Source organism: Proteus sp. FZP2095 (assembly GCF_023701425.1).
GTDB lineage: Bacteria > Pseudomonadota > Gammaproteobacteria > Enterobacterales > Enterobacteriaceae > Proteus > Proteus cibarius.
Map to the genome: position 1 here is coordinate 2,071,117 of NZ_JAMQBJ010000001.1, position 16,596 is coordinate 2,087,712.

General features: G+C 37.2%; 15 protein-coding genes. 6 read left to right on the forward strand and 9 right to left on the reverse strand.

Features of this window, described 5'->3' with window-relative positions; genetic code table 11:
- The first annotated feature begins 1 nt into the window (after position 1).
- The 4 genes from NBG71_RS09995 to allS all read left to right on the forward strand — a co-directional run bounded on the left by NBG71_RS09995 (position 2) and on the right by allS (position 4,081).
- Positions 2-724, forward strand: coding sequence for a lysophospholipid acyltransferase family protein (locus tag NBG71_RS09995; RefSeq protein WP_109419437.1), 723 nt, complete (start codon positions 2-4; stop codon positions 722-724).
- Positions 711-1,646 (forward strand): phosphatidate cytidylyltransferase, encoded by a 936-nt coding sequence (locus NBG71_RS10000; RefSeq protein ID WP_023582641.1) that lies wholly within the window; start codon positions 711-713, stop codon positions 1,644-1,646. Before NBG71_RS09995 ends, NBG71_RS10000 begins: the two co-directional genes overlap by 14 nt.
- Positions 1,647-1,965: 319 nt before the next feature.
- The gene (locus NBG71_RS10005; RefSeq protein ID WP_075673297.1) at positions 1,966-2,787 is read left to right on the forward strand and encodes a CPBP family intramembrane glutamic endopeptidase; all 822 of its coding nucleotides are present in this window, start codon (positions 1,966-1,968) and stop codon (positions 2,785-2,787) included.
- 379 nt (positions 2,788-3,166) lie between these two features.
- Complete coding sequence (gene allS / locus NBG71_RS10010) at positions 3,167-4,081, forward strand: HTH-type transcriptional activator AllS (protein ID WP_036934748.1); 915 nt, start codon at positions 3,167-3,169, stop codon at positions 4,079-4,081.
- Between the two features lie 58 nt (positions 4,082-4,139).
- Here allS and NBG71_RS10015 read toward each other — a convergent pair whose 3' ends face one another.
- The 7 genes from NBG71_RS10015 to NBG71_RS10045 all read right to left on the reverse strand — a co-directional run bounded on the left by NBG71_RS10015 (position 4,140) and on the right by NBG71_RS10045 (position 12,074).
- Positions 4,140-5,384 carry an MFS transporter gene (locus NBG71_RS10015; protein WP_075673296.1) on the reverse strand — a complete coding sequence of 415 codons (1,245 nt, stop codon included), beginning with the start codon at positions 5,382-5,384 and terminating at the stop codon, positions 4,140-4,142.
- Between the two features lie 25 nt (positions 5,385-5,409).
- Complete coding sequence (locus tag NBG71_RS10020) at positions 5,410-6,315, reverse strand: carbamate kinase (protein WP_159363541.1); 906 nt, start codon at positions 6,313-6,315, stop codon at positions 5,410-5,412.
- Between the two features lie 47 nt (positions 6,316-6,362).
- Complete coding sequence (locus NBG71_RS10025; RefSeq protein WP_075673294.1) at positions 6,363-7,190, reverse strand: oxamate carbamoyltransferase subunit AllH family protein; 828 nt, start codon at positions 7,188-7,190, stop codon at positions 6,363-6,365.
- A gap of 42 nt (positions 7,191-7,232) precedes the next feature.
- Positions 7,233-8,498 carry a YlbE family protein gene (locus NBG71_RS10030; protein ID WP_075673293.1) on the reverse strand — a complete coding sequence of 422 codons (1,266 nt, stop codon included), beginning with the start codon at positions 8,496-8,498 and terminating at the stop codon, positions 7,233-7,235.
- A 12-nt stretch (positions 8,499-8,510) separates the two neighbouring features.
- Positions 8,511-10,178, reverse strand: coding sequence for an acyl-CoA synthetase FdrA (locus NBG71_RS10035; protein WP_099660080.1), 1,668 nt, complete (start codon positions 10,176-10,178; stop codon positions 8,511-8,513).
- A gap of 546 nt (positions 10,179-10,724) precedes the next feature.
- Positions 10,725-11,291, reverse strand: coding sequence for a YceI family protein (locus tag NBG71_RS10040; protein WP_156733964.1), 567 nt, complete (start codon positions 11,289-11,291; stop codon positions 10,725-10,727).
- A gap of 105 nt (positions 11,292-11,396) precedes the next feature.
- A complete protein-coding gene (locus NBG71_RS10045) occupies positions 11,397-12,074 on the reverse strand; it encodes a hydrolase (protein WP_075673290.1) in 678 nt (225 codons plus the stop codon).
- Positions 12,075-12,341: 267 nt separating this feature from the next.
- Between NBG71_RS10045 and NBG71_RS10050 the strand changes: the two genes are divergently transcribed.
- On the forward strand, positions 12,342-13,214 hold the full coding sequence (locus NBG71_RS10050) for a pirin family protein (RefSeq protein WP_075673289.1): 873 nt from the start codon (positions 12,342-12,344) through the stop codon (positions 13,212-13,214).
- Between the two features lie 75 nt (positions 13,215-13,289).
- Here NBG71_RS10050 and NBG71_RS10055 read toward each other — a convergent pair whose 3' ends face one another.
- The gene (locus tag NBG71_RS10055) at positions 13,290-14,195 is read right to left on the reverse strand and encodes a LysR substrate-binding domain-containing protein (RefSeq protein WP_075673288.1); all 906 of its coding nucleotides are present in this window, start codon (positions 14,193-14,195) and stop codon (positions 13,290-13,292) included.
- Positions 14,196-14,717: 522 nt separating this feature from the next.
- Between NBG71_RS10055 and NBG71_RS10060 the strand changes: the two genes are divergently transcribed.
- Complete coding sequence (locus tag NBG71_RS10060; protein ID WP_109395419.1) at positions 14,718-16,190, forward strand: anion permease; 1,473 nt, start codon at positions 14,718-14,720, stop codon at positions 16,188-16,190.
- Positions 16,191-16,260: 70 nt separating this feature from the next.
- Here NBG71_RS10060 and NBG71_RS10065 read toward each other — a convergent pair whose 3' ends face one another.
- Positions 16,261-16,563: a helix-turn-helix domain-containing protein gene (locus tag NBG71_RS10065; RefSeq protein WP_075673286.1), complete on the reverse strand. Its 303-nt coding sequence runs from the start codon at positions 16,561-16,563 to the stop codon at positions 16,261-16,263.
- Positions 16,564-16,596: the final 33 nt, after the last annotated feature.

The window sequence follows — 16,596 nt, forward strand, 5'->3', positions numbered from 1 at the left end:
AATGAAAAATGGAAAACTTGCTTTAGATGCAAAAGTGGTATCATCCGTCTTAGTCTCTATTTGTCGATTCTTAACAGGTATTCGCGCTAAACAAACCTCTCCTATTGCGAAAGATACGCCTTGTATTTATTACGCTAACCATTCTAGTCATCTTGATGGCTTAGTTATTTGGTCTTGTCTTTCCCCCAATATTCGCCCTTATGTTCATCCGGTTGCCGCTGAAGATTATTGGAATAAAAACCGCTTACGCCGTTATTTATCTCGTCGTATCTTTAGAGCTATTCTTATTCCTCGTCATGCTGCCAAAATGAATTTTCCACAAGAAGAAAATTCTTGCGAAGAGATCGTAGAACAACACACTAATAACTCGGCATCATCGACACCAAATAAAGTCAACGCACTTGCTCTGATGCAAGAAATTTTAGACCAAGGTGATTCTTTAATTATTTTTCCTGAGGGTACTCGAGGTAATGGCGAATCTATTCAAGATTTTAAAGCAGGTCTTTGGCATCTTTCTCGTAAAAATCCGAATGTGCAATTAGTCCCTATTTATCTGGAAAACTTAAATAGAGTCCTTCCTAAAGGTTCTCGCTTAGTTGTTCCCGTTATTTGCAGTGCGATTTTTGGTGCTCCGATTAGTTCCACCCATGAAAATGAAAGCAAACAAGAATTTTTGGTAAGAGCAAAAAGTGCGTTAGAGGAGCTACACAATGGAACGTATTAATAATGAAGTCCTCTGGATCTTTATCGGGCTCTTCTCTTTCTTAATTATTGCTAGCATTATTGGTGCTATTTTAGCCGCCATAAAAGGCCCTACCTCCACTATCACGAATCTTAATTCAAGGATCAACGCGTGGTGGGTAATGTGTATTATCGCGGGTGTTGCCATAGGAATTGGGGCAATTGGATCTGTCGTCCTATTTACCATTATCTCATGGCTTGCATTACGTGAACTGATCACCTTAACACCCACACATCGTGGCGATCATGAAGCGCTCTTCTGGTGCTTCTTCGTTATATTGCCTATTCAATACATTCTTGTTGGCGTGCAATGGTATAACTTAATGGCAGTATTTATCCCAGTTTACGCCTTCTTATTAATACCAACACGTATGGCACTTTCAGGTGATACTCGCCACTTCTTAGAACGTATGGCAAAAGTACAGTGGAGCGTGATGATAGCAATTTATTGCCTAAGCTATGCACCAGCACTTTTAATGTTACCAATAGAAGGTTTTGAAGGTCGTAATATCAATTTACTGCTCTTTTTAATGATAGTGGTGCAAGTTTCTGACGTACTTCAATATGTGTTTGGTAAATTATTTGGCAAACATCCTATCGTACCTAAATTAAGCCCAAATAAAACAGTGGAAGGTTTTTTTGGTGGAATTATCTCCGCCAGTCTGATTGGCATGATGTTGTGGTGGGCGACACCTTTCTCATGGTGGGCGGCATTTTTACTCTCTTTAGTAATTACATTGGCAGGTTTTGCTGGTGGTTTATGCATGTCTGCAATCAAAAGAGACAGTGGTGTAAAAGATTTTGGTACGATGATAGAAGGTCATGGTGGCATGATGGATAGAATGGATTCTCTCTGTTTTGCAGCGCCAATTTTCTTCCATGTTATTCGCTATTTTTACGTTTAGTTTTACTTTGTTTAATCAAATGTAAACTAGCTCGATGTAGACTCAAATGCCGATATTAAAACCATCGGCATTTTTATACGCCTGATTTCGCTCATGCTAATTTAATATCATGAATTGACTATCATTATATAAATTAAACATTTATTTTAATTTTAGATTAAAAATCAAAAATAACTGTTTTATATATAAATCAGATAATTAAATAAAGACATGACGAATAAAGAGGTCTGATTTCTCTACATTTTTATTTATAATGATAGCCTAGAAGGCCACTATCTTTTACCCTAGCGCTCCTTTTTATTTTAGATCCTTTACAATTATGATCACTTGGCTACTTCTTGCTTTTTCTTTGTTATTTCTGGGTTTCAATCGTACGCTTGCGTTTATTACATTGATATTTACAGCACTTAGCGCATTTATAACGGGTGTTATTACATGGCAAACCTTGCCAGTTATTTTTAGTATTCTCTTACTTGCATTCGCCTATTCTCGCTATCAAAAACAGCCTTTACTTAGAGCTATTATTATTCTCGCACTTGTCATTATTGCCAGTGGATTAACTTTTCACCTTATTCCTGGTTTTAACAATTTACGCTACCTTTCACACGCCATTATAGGCATGAAAAGCGCCCCTTTTTCTTTTTATTTCAATGCAGATAAAGCATTATTACCTTTTATTTTTCTGATTTTTATTCCCACACTTTTTGTCTGCGATCCATTAAAAAAAGCAAATAAATTACATTGGGCAATGCTAATTATTGCCATTCCTGCATTATTATTGATCGCTGTAAAGCTGGGGGGATTGGCAATTGAATTGCATTTACCATCGTGGCTACCTGCATTTATTCTCGCGAATCTCTTTTTTGTATCACTTGCTGAAGAAGCGTTATTTAGAGGTGTGATTCAACAAACATTATCACGTTACCTACCCCCTTATGTTGCGCTATTAATAGCAGCCATTATCTTTGGTTTAGCACATTCTGCAGGTGGATTACTGTTGATCATATTTGCTTCACTGGCGGGTATTATTTATGGATTAGCGTGGATGTGGAGTGGTCGACTTTGGGTTTCAACGCTATTTCACTTTGCACTTAATCTGACTCACCTTCTCTTCTTTACTTACCCATTTAAAATCGCGTGATCTCTATTTATCATCATTTAATACTGGCCTAATTTTTATTCTGATCTTCACTGCCTTTTACTGATATCTTAACTTCGTCAGTAAAAGGATGAGTGAAACGTGAAAGTAATCACACAAATAGAATACAGATATTCTTATTTGCGCCCATCATCTAATGAAATTTTTGTTAGTATGCTTTATTGCTTATCTATAAATAATCAAAACTTCATACGGCGAACAACAATAAGCCAAAAATAATAACATCCATTAACACGATAAGAAGTTGTCTTACTTTGCGGTATAGACCTCAGAAAAAATAGGTAAGCTTTGCTCTGTTTGCTTTTTTTAGTTCAGCATTATCTGCTGATATTTTGCCTCTCTTATTACCAGGACAAAAAATATGTTAGACCAAGAAATGATCCGTACTTTTATACAGGTCGCCGATTGCCAAAGCTTTACCAAAGCAGCCGATGTGCTTCATAAAACATCGGCAGCAATTAGTTACCGTATTAAAACATTAGAAGAAAATATCGGTACCCAACTTTTTAATCGCACCACAAGAACCGTCACACTGACACCGGCGGGCGAATATCTATTAGAAAAATGTCGTCAATGGATTGTATGGTTAGAGTCAATGCCTGTAGAACTTCAGCAGATGAACGCGGGTGTCGAACATCAGGTCAACATTGTGATCAATAATCTGCTCTATGATCGTACCGCGGTTGCCAGTATGTTGGCTTGTCTTCATCAGCGCTTTCCTTCTACCCAGTTTCATATTACTCGTCAAGTCTATATGGGAGTTTGGGATGCGCTTATTAACGAAGATTATCATTTTGCTATTGGCGTTACCGGTAATGAATCCCTTAAGAATAATATCAACATTTGTGCGATGGGAGAAATTCAATGGCAATTTGTTGTCGCGCCTAATCATCCTTTAGCCAATATCAGTGGTGTATTAAGCGATGATCAAATGCGTATGTATTCTGCTGTAAACGTCGAAGATACCTCTCGCCATCTTTCTAAACGTACAGCATGGCGTTTATCGGGTCAGCATGAGATCCGTGTGCCTGATTTACACACCAAATTAGCCTGCCATTTAAAAGGCGTAGGAATAGGATTTTTGCCATTAAGTTTATGCAAACCACTTATTGATAGCGGACAGTTAATTGCGAAAGAAGTGAAAAACCGTCGTCATAATTCCCCTCTTTCACTAGCATGGTGTGAAGATAAAAAAGGTGCTGTAGTGAGTTATTTAGTGGAGTTGTTTAAGCAAAATCATCCTAGCGTACAATCGTTTTACGATCCTTTAAATTAAAAAGGCAAACCGAAGTTTGCCCTTTAACTGTTTATTCAATGACTACCTGAATAATGTACTACGCTTTTGCTTCTTCATTATTGTTGTTGCTTTCTTTAATAAAGAGGCTCGCCACAATACCGATACAAATCAGAATAGCGGCAAAGTAGAAACCTGAGTCCATGCTACCTGTTTTGTCTGATAAGAAACCCGTTAATGTTGGAGCAAAAACAGAACCTAACATACCGATACAGTTGTAAACACCAAACGATGTACCTAGTGCATGTCGCGGTGAGTTATCAGCAACTACAGCAACAAGAACTGGGTTTGTACTGATTTTACCTACAATACCGTAAAGGATCAGAGCACCAATTAACACCGGCATTGATTCTGACATTGGTACGGCAAGAATAGCGATTAATGACAGCGGTAACATGATTAATAATACAGGTTTACGACGACCAATTTTATCTGAAACCCAGCTAAAAATAAGCGAACCAGGAATAGCAAACCAAGGCATTAATGATGCGATAGTTGAAATTTGAGTTCCTGTAATTCCACGTTCAGTTTCTAAGTAGTACGGTAACCAAGTGACTAATACAAAGAAGCCATAGATTGAACAGAAGATAGTGACATATGCAAGGTTGATATTGCGATTACCAAATAAATCTTTAAATGTCAGTTTAACTTTCTGTTTTGGAGCGCCATTTTCTGCCGCCGGTTGTGCTTTTGGCTTATCTTTGATGATCCATAACATCACCAAACCAATGATAATAATTGGTACACCAATGATATAGAACGGAGCACGCCAGCTCATTCCCATCTCACCGACAGAAATACTTGAAATGTAGTAACCAATAGACAGACCAAATGCCATACCACTATTGATAATCGCACTACCTAATGTAATACGATGCTTCGGTATTGCTTCTGAAGATAAGCCATACTGAGGGCCATAATAGAAGCCTTGGAATATCCCCACCATGACCCATGCAAACATAAAGGTCACGTAAGTTGGCATCATCCCCGCAATAATGGTAAATCCACCAAAGAGAACAACCCCTGTTACTAATACTTTTTTCTTCCCTAAATAGTCACCTATCATTCCTGATGGAATATTAAGTGCAGTATATCCGATAAAGAAAATACTCATGATAGAACCGAGTTGAGCTTTAGTAAGATCAAACTCAGCACCAATATTTACCATTAAAGGACCAACAATGGCACGGCTACCATACAGCGCAATCCAGCCAAAGAAGAAGATAATGGTCAGTTTGACCCAATAAGGGACTTTGCCTTTCTCATTCACTTGTGCATCGTTCATAATGACGCTCCTGAAAGAATTTTTATTAAGACTTATAAATTAAAGTGCCAGACTGACCTTCAATAACTTGTTGAATATTTTGTAATGCACCAATATGAGCTTGTTGCCCTGTTGCATTAACAAAATCACTCACTGCCATAATTTTTGGTCCCATTGCGCCATCAGCGACAGCCATTGGTGCAAGTTCTTCTGGTGTTGCTTCACGAATTGCAGCTTGTTCTGGTGTACCCCAATTTTTATAAATAGCATCTGCCTCTGTTAAAATAACAAAGTGCTCTGCATTTAATTCACGAGAAATTAAAGCTGCCGTTAAATCTTTATCAATAACCGCTTCACTACCAATAAATTCATTATTTGTATTGTTGACTGGAATACCACCACCGCCACCACAAATAACAATATGGCCTTTATCTAATAAAAGTCTTACTGCCTCGATATCAATAATCTTTTTCGGTGTTGGTGATGGAACAACACGGCGATAATGTTTACCATCTTGTTTAAATGTCCATTGATACTTCGCAATTAATTCTTCTTTATCAGCTTCATCATAAATAGGGCCAATAAACTTACTTGGATCGTTAAATGCTTCATCATTAATATCAACTGAAACTCGAGTCATTACCGTTGTAATAGCTTGTTCAGGATGATTTTGATTAATTTTCTGCATCATCATATAACCAATCATACCTTGGCTTTCTGCCACCAAGACATCTAACGGGTATGCAGGAACATCTTGATATGCAAGGTTTTGCAGTGCAAGCAATCCAACTTGAGGCCCATTACCGTGTACTAATACAACACGATACTCTTTGGCTAATTTATTAATTGTCTCTGACATCAATTCAATATTTTTATATTGATTTTCAGCAGACAAAACTTCTCCGCGTTGCAATAATGCATTTCCGCCTAAAGCAATAACAATTGTTTTCATAATTATCCGTATCCGAATGTTTATATAAATTCTTTTATTAAAGAAATTTAATCAATATGCTGTTGTTGTTTTTTAGTTTGGTAACCAATCCATAATCCCAGTAATGTATCTGCTCCGGAATGATGACCAATAGAGAGTATTTCCAACATATCCTTAAAAATAATCTCTTTATTCTTTATTTTTTTACCTAGTTGAATGAGATAGGTAGAAAATATTCCCTGTGTGGCATATTCCAAATAATGCTTACTGACAATAGTGGTCAACTCAGATAAAGGTGGTGTGTTATTAAAAAAATGATTAAGTTTCTTTTCAGGCTCTGCTAGATAATGCGCAAATAACATTCCCACCAGCATATCATCTGAACTTGGCGTTAATCCGGGGCCTTTCCCTGTAAAAATAGCCCAGTTAACAGCATTGCCTAATAGCTGGTTATGAAACAGCTTAGTTAATAACTTAATTTCACTAAGTTGCGCGATTTGACGGTAATTTTTCAATGATCCATATAACCCCGTTGCAATCGCGGGTGATAACAGAGAAAAAAAACTTTCTAACCAACGTAAATCTAAATCCGCTTTTTCTTGTAAACGCAAATTCTCACTTTGACCTGCATTCAATGTGAGCTTATTTGCGAGTGTTGCTTGATGATTTTTAAGGTTCATCACAATCGAGGGATGGCACTGTTTTGCAAAATAATCAAAATCATCTTGCTTCAGTAACCACCCCATCGGGCTTAATCCTCTTCCTTCACGATGAAAAGTCATTAAGCGTTGCTGAGGGCAAATGAAATTCAAAGCATGATCATAAATGCCCACACATTTAATCTCACCTTCAAAGTCAGTGATATGCTGGCTGGTTTGAAGTGCTTGAATTTGCATAATGCCCCCTTTATTGCTGTACTTTGTCGTTAGAAAACGAGATTAAGCGTCGATACCTAGCTCTTCAGCGAGTGCAACAATCGCTTTTTCAAAGCAACCTAAAGGTGCGCGCACAGTACCCGCACCAATCTGACCAACACCCGGCTCTTTATGTGCAATACCAGTGTTAATCAGTGGAGTGATCCCTGTTTCAACAACGCGACGTGCATCTAAGCCTAAACATGCACCTTGGAAATCCCAAGTTGGAATTTGCAACATCATGTTACGAGCAAGATAGATCTCAGCCATTTCTTCAGTCACTTCACGCGCTGCATCCATACCGCCAGATGCGCCAACAAAACGTGTTACACCAGGAGCTGCAACCATTGCTGCGCCACCAATACCGAAAGTTTCAGTGATTGCACTGTCACCAATATCTGGGTTTGCATCTGCTTGGCTAAAGCCAGAGAAGAATAGACCTTGCGGCGTATTGACTGGAGCGGTAAACCATTGATCACCCATTCCGCTGATTTTGATACCAAAGTTGCTACCATTACGCGTCATCACAGTGACGATAGTACCTTGCTTGATTTGAGCACCTGCATCCATCGCCGCTTTACAGTAAGCCATTGCTAAGTTCAGGAAGAATTGGTCTGTAATGCTCAGGAATTTAGTCACTTTTGTGATTTCAGCTTCTTCGAAATCTAAAGTGCCTAATACTGGTGCCAGTTGGCGCAGTAGCAGAGCAGATGCAGCGATGTTACGTTGGTGGAATTCATCACCCATCGTAATTGCTTGCCCCATAATTGCAGTTAGATCGATACCGTTTTCAAACGTTGCAATCGCAGCTTTTAATACTGGTGCTAAGCTATTTTTCATCCAATGTAAACGCTCTTGCACATCTGGGCCGTAAGCACCAAAGCGCATCACTTTACCGATACCTTCGTTCATGTTGCAGTAAGCATAGTTACCATGAATGTGGTTTTTGATAACCAGCATTGGCATATGAGCAGAAGTAATACCGCCCATTGGGCCTACTGCATTTACGTTATGGCAAGGAATAAACTCAATTTCGCCTGCTTCTAACATGGCTAATGCTTGCTCTTCAGTTTCTGCCCAGCCTTCAAATAAAGAAGCACCGATACATGCACCGCGAACAGGACCGCTCATTTCTCCCCAAGTTACTGGTGGACCTGCATGAAGTAGTTTTTTACCTGTCTCTAAAGTAGGAACGACTTCTTTTGCTAAGCTAACATCACACCAGTGAGGACGGGCTTCACGGATACGTTCGATAACTGCTTCATTCGCTTGTTCGATAGTTGAGTACATATCTGCAATTCCTTATTTCAATTTCTTTAATATTTCAGCCAGTTTCTTATTACCACCTGCGACAGGTGCCCACTGATAATGAACAACAGGGGTGCCACTTGATTGCAGATCGTCTGCAAAGCTACGTAATCCTGCGTTGATCACAGAGATCCCGTTAAGCAGTGGTGATACTTCAGCATGTACTTCTGCTGGATGTGGCTGGATTAATTCTTTTGCTAATAAAACGGCTTCTGGCAACGTGTCCATCACAATAATGCCCGCTTCTTTCAGCTGTTTTTGCTGTTCGCTACGGTTTTGTGGATCGTCTTCAGTACCAGTGATTGTTGCGATAGTGATCAGTGGATTAGCTTCGCCACGTTTCTCATTCAGTTTTTTGATTTCTTGAATTAACGCGCCGGCTGGATCTTGAGTTGCACCATAACCAATAACAAAATCAACCAGTAACACGCCCGTTTCTGTTTTATTGCTTAGCTCACTGATAAATTTGTTACGTGTAGATGGGTCAATCATTGGGTGTGGTTTACCCTGTGTATAGAAATCATCACCCATATCGATAATTTTGTGGCCGTCTGCATCTAGCATCGTGCCTTGTTTATGTTCGTTATCGACTTCAACATTGAGTTTTTCAGATAACAACATGGCGCACTCAGCCGCTAACGTACCGCCAGCATAAAGACCAATGATTTTCTTACCTGCAACTTTTGGTAACTCTGCTGCGATATCTTCAACACGCGCTAATTCAGCCGCAATACGTGCAGTTTCATCTAAAGTACGAGTGAAGTAGATATTGTCGTCTTGGAATTTCTCAGGTGTTGTTCCTAAGAATTGAGCCACAATCGGTTTATTATGGCGCTTCATTTCTGCAATGATTTTTTGACGAACAGCTGGTGCTGGTGGCTTAGAAACAAAGGCAATGACACGAGTATTAGGATCAGCAGCTAGCATATTGATAGCAGTGATCGCACTGATACCACCAATTTGCTCTGTTAAATCACGACCACCTAAACCAATTGAGTGAGAAATACCTTGGCGTTGTAAAACGATTTGAGAGGTAATTTCTTGAATACCTGTACCTGATGCCCCAACAATACCAATCGAGCCTTTCGGTGCAATGTTAGCGAAAGCAAGAGGTGCACCAGCAATATTTGCCGTACCGCAGTCTGGCCCCATAACAATCAGACCTTTAGCGGCTGCTTTTTCTTTTAGTGCTTTTTCATCTGCGATAGATACGTTGTCAGAGAACAGCATAACGTTACAGCCATCATCTAACCCCGTATCCGCTAGCTCAGCAGCATATTCACCGGCAATAGAGATAAGCAACATATTGGCATTAGTGCTTTTTTGTTTAGCAGTACGCCAGCTACGGACTGTCGTTAATTTGTTACCGCCTTTTTGACCACTTGCAATTTCTGCTAATGCTTCTTCTAACGCAGTAGAAATCATGTCGACAATGGCAGGATCATCTGATTCCGCTTTAATCGAAACACAAATGTCATTCGGTGTTGCTTCGTTAAACATGTCATGCCAGAAACCGGTGACATCGAGAAGAGATTTATTCGCTGGTGTACCCATCATGACGGAAATTTCTTCCACCTCTGGGGCTTCACTTAATTTTCGGGAAATAATCATCAGGCTTACTGAATCCTGAAAGCTCCCTTTTTTAATAAAAGCATGGATCATTATGATATCCTTAACGCATTTAATATATGTAACAGCACATATCTATTTGCATTTCGTTTTTTTGATAATAAGAAGCCTATTTGCTTAAGTTATTAAGCAATATAAATAAATGTCTGATTTATTAATTTCTAATCTCTGCGTATAAACATACTGAAGAAATATCAAAATGTAGAGTGATAGAAGTCACACTTATTTATTGTAAAAAATTTTTATTTAATCGAACGATATTTATTAAATAAATTATGATGAGAAAAGTTTATTGATTTTTGAATAAAACCAAAAACTTTATAGGAAGATTTAACGAATGACAAACAATTACCAACCTATAAATATCAAATAAAACAAAGACAAATGATTTACAGGTTACAATTTCATAACATACAACAATAAATAATTATTATCAACAAATAAAAAAATCTATTTTTATTTGTTGGATTTTCAAATTAGCCTTTATTTTTAATTGTATTTTATTTTATAAAATAGCAAAAAAGCCTTGTATTTAATAAGGCTTTTAAAATAGAAAGAATATTTAATATATGACTTAAGTTACTGCTTAATTGCTTCTACTTGGATTTTTAATGTCATATTATCAGTCATCCCTTCTTTAACTAAAAAGTCCACACCCCAATCTGAACGTTTAATGGTTGTTTCAAAATCACCACCACAAACAGGTGCATTAAATACAGGGCTTTCATAACAATTAAATTTAGTTGCTGTTAATTTAATTGGCAATGTTTTTCCTTTCATGGTTAATAACCCTTCAATAGATGTGGGCTTATTATTAGAGAAATGCCATTGTGTTGAAGAAAATTGAATTGTTGGATATTTATCTGCATCCAATATATCGGCACTTTTTATATGATTATCAAATGCTGTTAATCCCGTATTTAATGTTTTAACCGGAATAGTAACGTTTATTTTCCCTATATTCTTCTCTGGAGAATAAGTTAAATCCCCTTCAATTTCATAAAAACCACCACTATTAGTAGAAGTACCAAAGTGATCAATATAAAACATGGCCTTAGTGTGTGTTGGTTCAAGTTTATATTCATTTGCTTGTACTGCTGGCACAAGTAATAATGATGATAATATGGTAGATAAAATAAATTTCATTATTGTTTCCTAATATATTTTTGTAACAGAATGCCCATAAAGAAAAAGTTTTATAGGCATTTTTAAACACAGAAAATACAAATTGCAAAGAGAGTTAAAAATTAATTAACGCTGAGAATCTAAAGCTTCGTTATTTTTTAATACATCTTGAGCTTTGCTATAACTTTCAATTAATAGCTGATAAGCAGGGAAAATCTGGGTATACGCTTGCGCCCATTCTGCTGCGTCAGCACGGTTCCATGTTTTTTGAATTTCAGAAGCAACTGCTGCGGTATCCATCGGTACTACGCCAGCTTGAACAATACGAGCTAAGGTAATTTCTTCCGCCATTTTACTGTAAGTACCTGATGCATCAATCACTGCAAAGACTTGATAACCCTCAGCAATGGCACTAATTGCAGGGAATGCCATACAAACACTCGTAATAGTACCCGCAATAATTAATTGCTTTTTACCTGTGGCTTTAACGGCTTCAACAAACTCAGGATTATCCCAAGCATTAATTTCACCTTTACGTGCAACATATTTTGCGTGAGGAGCATTTTGATGAATTTCAGGAATTAATGGGCCATTAGGACCTTGTGGTACAGAAGCCGTTGTAATAACAGGCATGTTAGCTAATGTTGCTATTTTTGCTAATACTGAAGCACGAGCTCGTAATTCAGTCATTGGCATATCACCCACGGTTTGGAATAAACCACTTTGATGATCAATTAATAACATAACCGCATCTTCTGGATTAATTACAGGGCGCTGACCATTAAAATTTGCTGGAGTGCTCATTTATTTATTCCTTTTAATTAATAAAGTTGATCATTAACATGATTTAAGAAAAATATTTTTATATCGTTTCTCTTTCGTTGTAATAAACAATAATCAATTAATTAAAATCTCGGTAGTAGCAATTCTGATAAACACTATTCTAAAAATAGAACACTGAAACATTTTATTATTGTTCTATTTTTAGGATGATGAAATCTATTTTTGGCACTACTTAAATATATTAGTCGCTCTAAAATAGGCCCTATAGAAATCTTATAGGAACATTTTATGAAAAAAATCATAGGTATTTATAAAGCACCTCGTCAACATTGGGTTGGCGATGGTTTTCATGTTCGCTCACTCTTTAGTTATGGTAATCATGGTAAATATTTAAACCCATTTTTACTTTTAGATAGAGCCGGGCCTACCGATTTTCCTGCATCTCAAGGACATAATCGTGGTGTCGGGGAACACCCACATCGTGGATTTGAAACAGTCACTATCGTTTATAAAGGTGAAGTTGCACACCATGATTCCACAGGAGAAGGGGGCGTAATCGGCCCGGGTGACGTGCAATGGATGACCGCTGCGTCAGGTATTTTACATCAAGAATATCATTCTGATGAATTTACCAAAGAAGGTGGTGTGTTAGATATGGTGCAATTGTGGGTTAATCTTCCATCTGAGGCTAAATCGGCACCTGCTGGCTATCAATTGCTAAAAGAAAGCGCGATCCCTGTACTTCCTTTAGCAGATAATGCCGGAAAAATGCGCATTATTGCCGGTGATTATCACGACACACATGGCGCTGCAAAAACTTTTTCACCTGTAGATGTGTGGGATCTTCAATTAAAAAGCACAAAATCAGTGACGTTGCCGACCAAGAAAGATCGTTATGTAGGGTTAGTGATATTGCACGGTAGTGTTTATCTTGATAATCAAACTCAACTACAAACAGGTGATTTGGTGATTTTAGATAATGAAGGTGGTTCTGTTAATCTTGAAGCTATTGAAGATGCAATAATCTTGTATCTCAGTGGAGAGCCTATTAATGAGCCAGTTGTTGGTTATGGCCCTTTTGTCATGAATAGCGAAGCTCAAATCAAACAAGCTATTGATGATTTTAACCAAGGTAAATTCGGTCGTATTCCTAACGAGTAACACTTTTATTTCATACAACAAACAATAGAAACCAAACGGCTCCCTTTAATATTCGGAGCCGTTTTTATATTGCACTTACTCTTTCAATGGCGACATATTATCAGCAAGGTATTCCAGCAATACTTGAATCGCAGGTAATAAGCCTTTTCTTGACGGGTAAACTGCATGAATAACATCTTTAGGAAAACGCCAATTTGGCAACACTTCAATTAACGAGCCGTCTTGTAGTTCATTTTCAACCACACTCAGTGGTAATCGAGTTATTCCTAATCCTTTTAATGTTGCTTTATAAAGTGTAATAACATCGGTTGTCGCTAGTTTCGGAGTCACATGTTGTGTGGAAACCGTACCATTTTCATGAGTCAAGGTTAGTGTGTATTGTTGTGAATGTTCGCTATTTGCCAAAATAGGATAGTCTGCAAGTTGTTCTGGTGAATCAGGGATCTCTTGTCCTTTAAATAACAAAGGGCTGGCGACTAGAACACGTCGAGAATAACCTAGGATTTTCATTGTTAGACCTGAGTCATCTAATGGTAATGCTCTTACTCGCAAGGCTAAATCAAGACCTTCACTAATTACATCAACAGGACGATTAATAGCTAATATCTGGATATTAATATCCGGGTATTTCTCCATAAAATCGACCAAAATATCTTGAATATAAATTTGCAATAATGCGACAGGACACGAGAGTTTAATTGTGCCATGTGGGTGCCCTTGCGCTGAACAAATAACTTCTTCTGCAATTTCAGCTTCTGAGACTACATTTTTACACTGCTGATAAAATGTCTGCCCGATTTTAGTGACATGAAATTGACGTGTAGAACGATAAATCAAAGAGACATTGAGCTTCTGTTCTAAATCAGCGATACGACGACTTAGTTTAGATTTAGGTATACCTAATGTTTCTGCTGCTTGAGAAAAACCGCCAAACTCAACGACTTTCACAAAATAGTAGAGATCATTTAAATCGTACTTCATTGTGTATCACCTATTAGGTTATTTTCAATATTTAGCTGAATTTTTTCAGGCGCCAATATTATAGCAAAAAATAATTGTAAATATTTTTTCCATTATTCAACTATTGTTAATAATATTATAATCACATAGGTTAATAAGATAAAGACGATCAGAAATAATAACACAATTTATTCTAACTCTATTAAATTAATATTATAAATGTGATATAAGATGAATTCACATATCATAAATATATTTTATTTCCACCTATTATTGAAATTGACTTTTATTATTAATAAATCAGTTAAAATACAAAAAACCAATAAAAACATAAAGATAAAAACCACTCTATATTTCAATAACATTAAGTTATATAAAATGTATTTTTTTAAAATTAAGTTAATAAATAATTTTATTTTTATGACACCAATCAATGAATCTTTAATAATATGTTAATAAGATCGTTCTCAATAAAAACACTTATTCGCTTTATTTTTTTACTTCCGATTATTTATTTAACCTGCAACCTAATGGAATAACCTGATGAATAAATTAACTCCATTACGCCCCATACCTACATTAATCGCCGTTTCTATTACCCTTATTATCTGGTTTCTTATTCCCGTACCACAGGGAGTTGATCCCAATGCTTGGCATTTATTAGCGCTCTTTGTCGGGACTATCGCCGCCATTATTGGTAAAGCTCTTCCTATCGGAGCTGTTTCTATTATTGCTATCGCATTAGTCGCTGTTACAGGGGTCACTAACCCTAATTCAACCAAAGCCGCTATCGGTGATGCATTAAGTGGATTTTCCAATGATCTTATCTGGTTAATTGGTATTTCCATTATGGTGTCAATGAGTCTGAATAAAACCGGGCTCGGCGCTAGAATTGGTTATTATTTTATTTCCCTATTTGGCAAAAAAACCATTGGGATAGCCTATTCATTGGCTATTGCTGAAACAATATTAGCCCCTGTAACACCGAGTAATACCGCGCGTGGTGGTGGGATTATTCACCCAATTATGCGTTCAATATCAGATAGTTTTAACTCTAAAGCAGAAGATGGTACAAGTGGTAAAATAGGCCGTTATCTCTCTTTAGTGAACTACAATATAAACCCAATTACTTCTGCCATGTTTATTACGGCAACAGCTCCTAACCCACTCATTGTGAGTTTAATTATCAGTGAAACCGATCCTACACATGAGCTTAGTTGGTCTATGTGGGCAATTGCGGCTTTTGTACCCGCTATCGTTTCATTAATTTTAATGCCTATTGTTATTTATCTACTTTATAAACCTGAAATAACCAGCACCCCGAATGCACCACATTTTGCTAAAGAGCGTTTAGCACAATTAGGGCCTATTTCATTGCCTGAAAAAATAACCCTTGCCGTCTTCGCATTATTATTAATTATGTGGGCAGGCGTCCCTGCACTGTTATTTGGTGATGGATTTAGCGTTAATGCGACAACAGCGGCATTTATTGGCTTATCTATTTTATTATGTACAGGCGTTTTGAATTGGGATGATATTTTAAAAAACAAAGGTGCATGGGATACCGTAGTTTGGTTCTCTGCATTAGTAATGATGGCATCCTTCTTAGGAAAATTAGGACTAATTAAATGGTTGTCACTCAGTGTTGGGGCAAGTATTGATAGCATGGGAATAAGTTGGGTCAGTGGCATGATATTACTGGTATTAATTTATGTTTATTCTCACTATTTCTTTGCCAGTACTACCGCCCATATTACCGCTATGTTTGCTGCTTTCTATGCCGCAGGTTTAGCCCTTGGCGCCCCACCAATGTTATTAGGACTTATCTTGGCATTCTCATCTTCATTAATGATGTCATTAACCCATTACGGTACTGGTACTGCACCCATTATTTTCGGTTCTGGCTACGCCACATTGGGCGAATGGTGGAAAACCGGATTTGTGATGAGCGTAGTTAACCTTATCGTTTGGATAACCTTGGGTAGTGTATGGTGGAAGGTACTGGGATATTGGTAAGGTTTTAAAAATATCGCCTTAAATAAAACAAATATAAGATGCCTAGTTTATTATTAGGCATCTTATAAAATTAACGCCAAATATCGTTACTTGCGATAATTGACTCTGATTGATAATGACTTTTTTTATTCTCTATTTTATCTTTATCAACAACATGTTGAACATCATCAAAAAAGTAATTTAAATCGACATCAAAAAGATAGGATAAAATATAAATACTTTCTGCATGGATGTTTGACTCACCATTTTCAAAACGAGATTGATGTTGCTGGCTTATTCCCAATAAAGCACCAAACTCACTGCCACTCATACTGTGTGTTATTCTTAACTCTCTAATTTTAGCGCCAACTAATCTTGATATTTCTTTATTCATAACATCTCCGAAAAATAAAATTGATAATATCAA

Bases quoted from the DNA above. Each gene is read 5' to 3' on its own strand.
- NBG71_RS09995 (WP_109419437.1), top strand. From the start codon at position 2: ATGAAAAATGGAAAACTTGCTTTAGATGCAAAAGTGGTATCATCCGTC.
- NBG71_RS10000 (WP_023582641.1), top strand. From the start codon at position 711: ATGGAACGTATTAATAATGAAGTCCTCTGGATCTTTATCGGGCTCTTC.
- NBG71_RS10005 (WP_075673297.1), top strand. From the start codon at position 1,966: ATGATCACTTGGCTACTTCTTGCTTTTTCTTTGTTATTTCTGGGTTTC.
- allS (WP_036934748.1), top strand. From the start codon at position 3,167: ATGTTAGACCAAGAAATGATCCGTACTTTTATACAGGTCGCCGATTGC.
- NBG71_RS10015 (WP_075673296.1), bottom strand. From the start codon at position 5,384: ATGAACGATGCACAAGTGAATGAGAAAGGCAAAGTCCCTTATTGGGTC.
- NBG71_RS10020 (WP_159363541.1), bottom strand. From the start codon at position 6,315: ATGAAAACAATTGTTATTGCTTTAGGCGGAAATGCATTATTGCAACGC.
- NBG71_RS10025 (WP_075673294.1), bottom strand. From the start codon at position 7,190: ATGCAAATTCAAGCACTTCAAACCAGCCAGCATATCACTGACTTTGAA.
- NBG71_RS10030 (WP_075673293.1), bottom strand. From the start codon at position 8,498: ATGTACTCAACTATCGAACAAGCGAATGAAGCAGTTATCGAACGTATC.
- NBG71_RS10035 (WP_099660080.1), bottom strand. From the start codon at position 10,178: ATGATCCATGCTTTTATTAAAAAAGGGAGCTTTCAGGATTCAGTAAGC.
- NBG71_RS10040 (WP_156733964.1), bottom strand. From the start codon at position 11,291: ATGAAATTTATTTTATCTACCATATTATCATCATTATTACTTGTGCCA.
- NBG71_RS10045 (WP_075673290.1), bottom strand. From the start codon at position 12,074: ATGAGCACTCCAGCAAATTTTAATGGTCAGCGCCCTGTAATTAATCCA.
- NBG71_RS10050 (WP_075673289.1), top strand. From the start codon at position 12,342: ATGAAAAAAATCATAGGTATTTATAAAGCACCTCGTCAACATTGGGTT.
- NBG71_RS10055 (WP_075673288.1), bottom strand. From the start codon at position 14,195: ATGAAGTACGATTTAAATGATCTCTACTATTTTGTGAAAGTCGTTGAG.
- NBG71_RS10060 (WP_109395419.1), top strand. From the start codon at position 14,718: ATGAATAAATTAACTCCATTACGCCCCATACCTACATTAATCGCCGTT.
- NBG71_RS10065 (WP_075673286.1), bottom strand. From the start codon at position 16,563: ATGAATAAAGAAATATCAAGATTAGTTGGCGCTAAAATTAGAGAGTTA.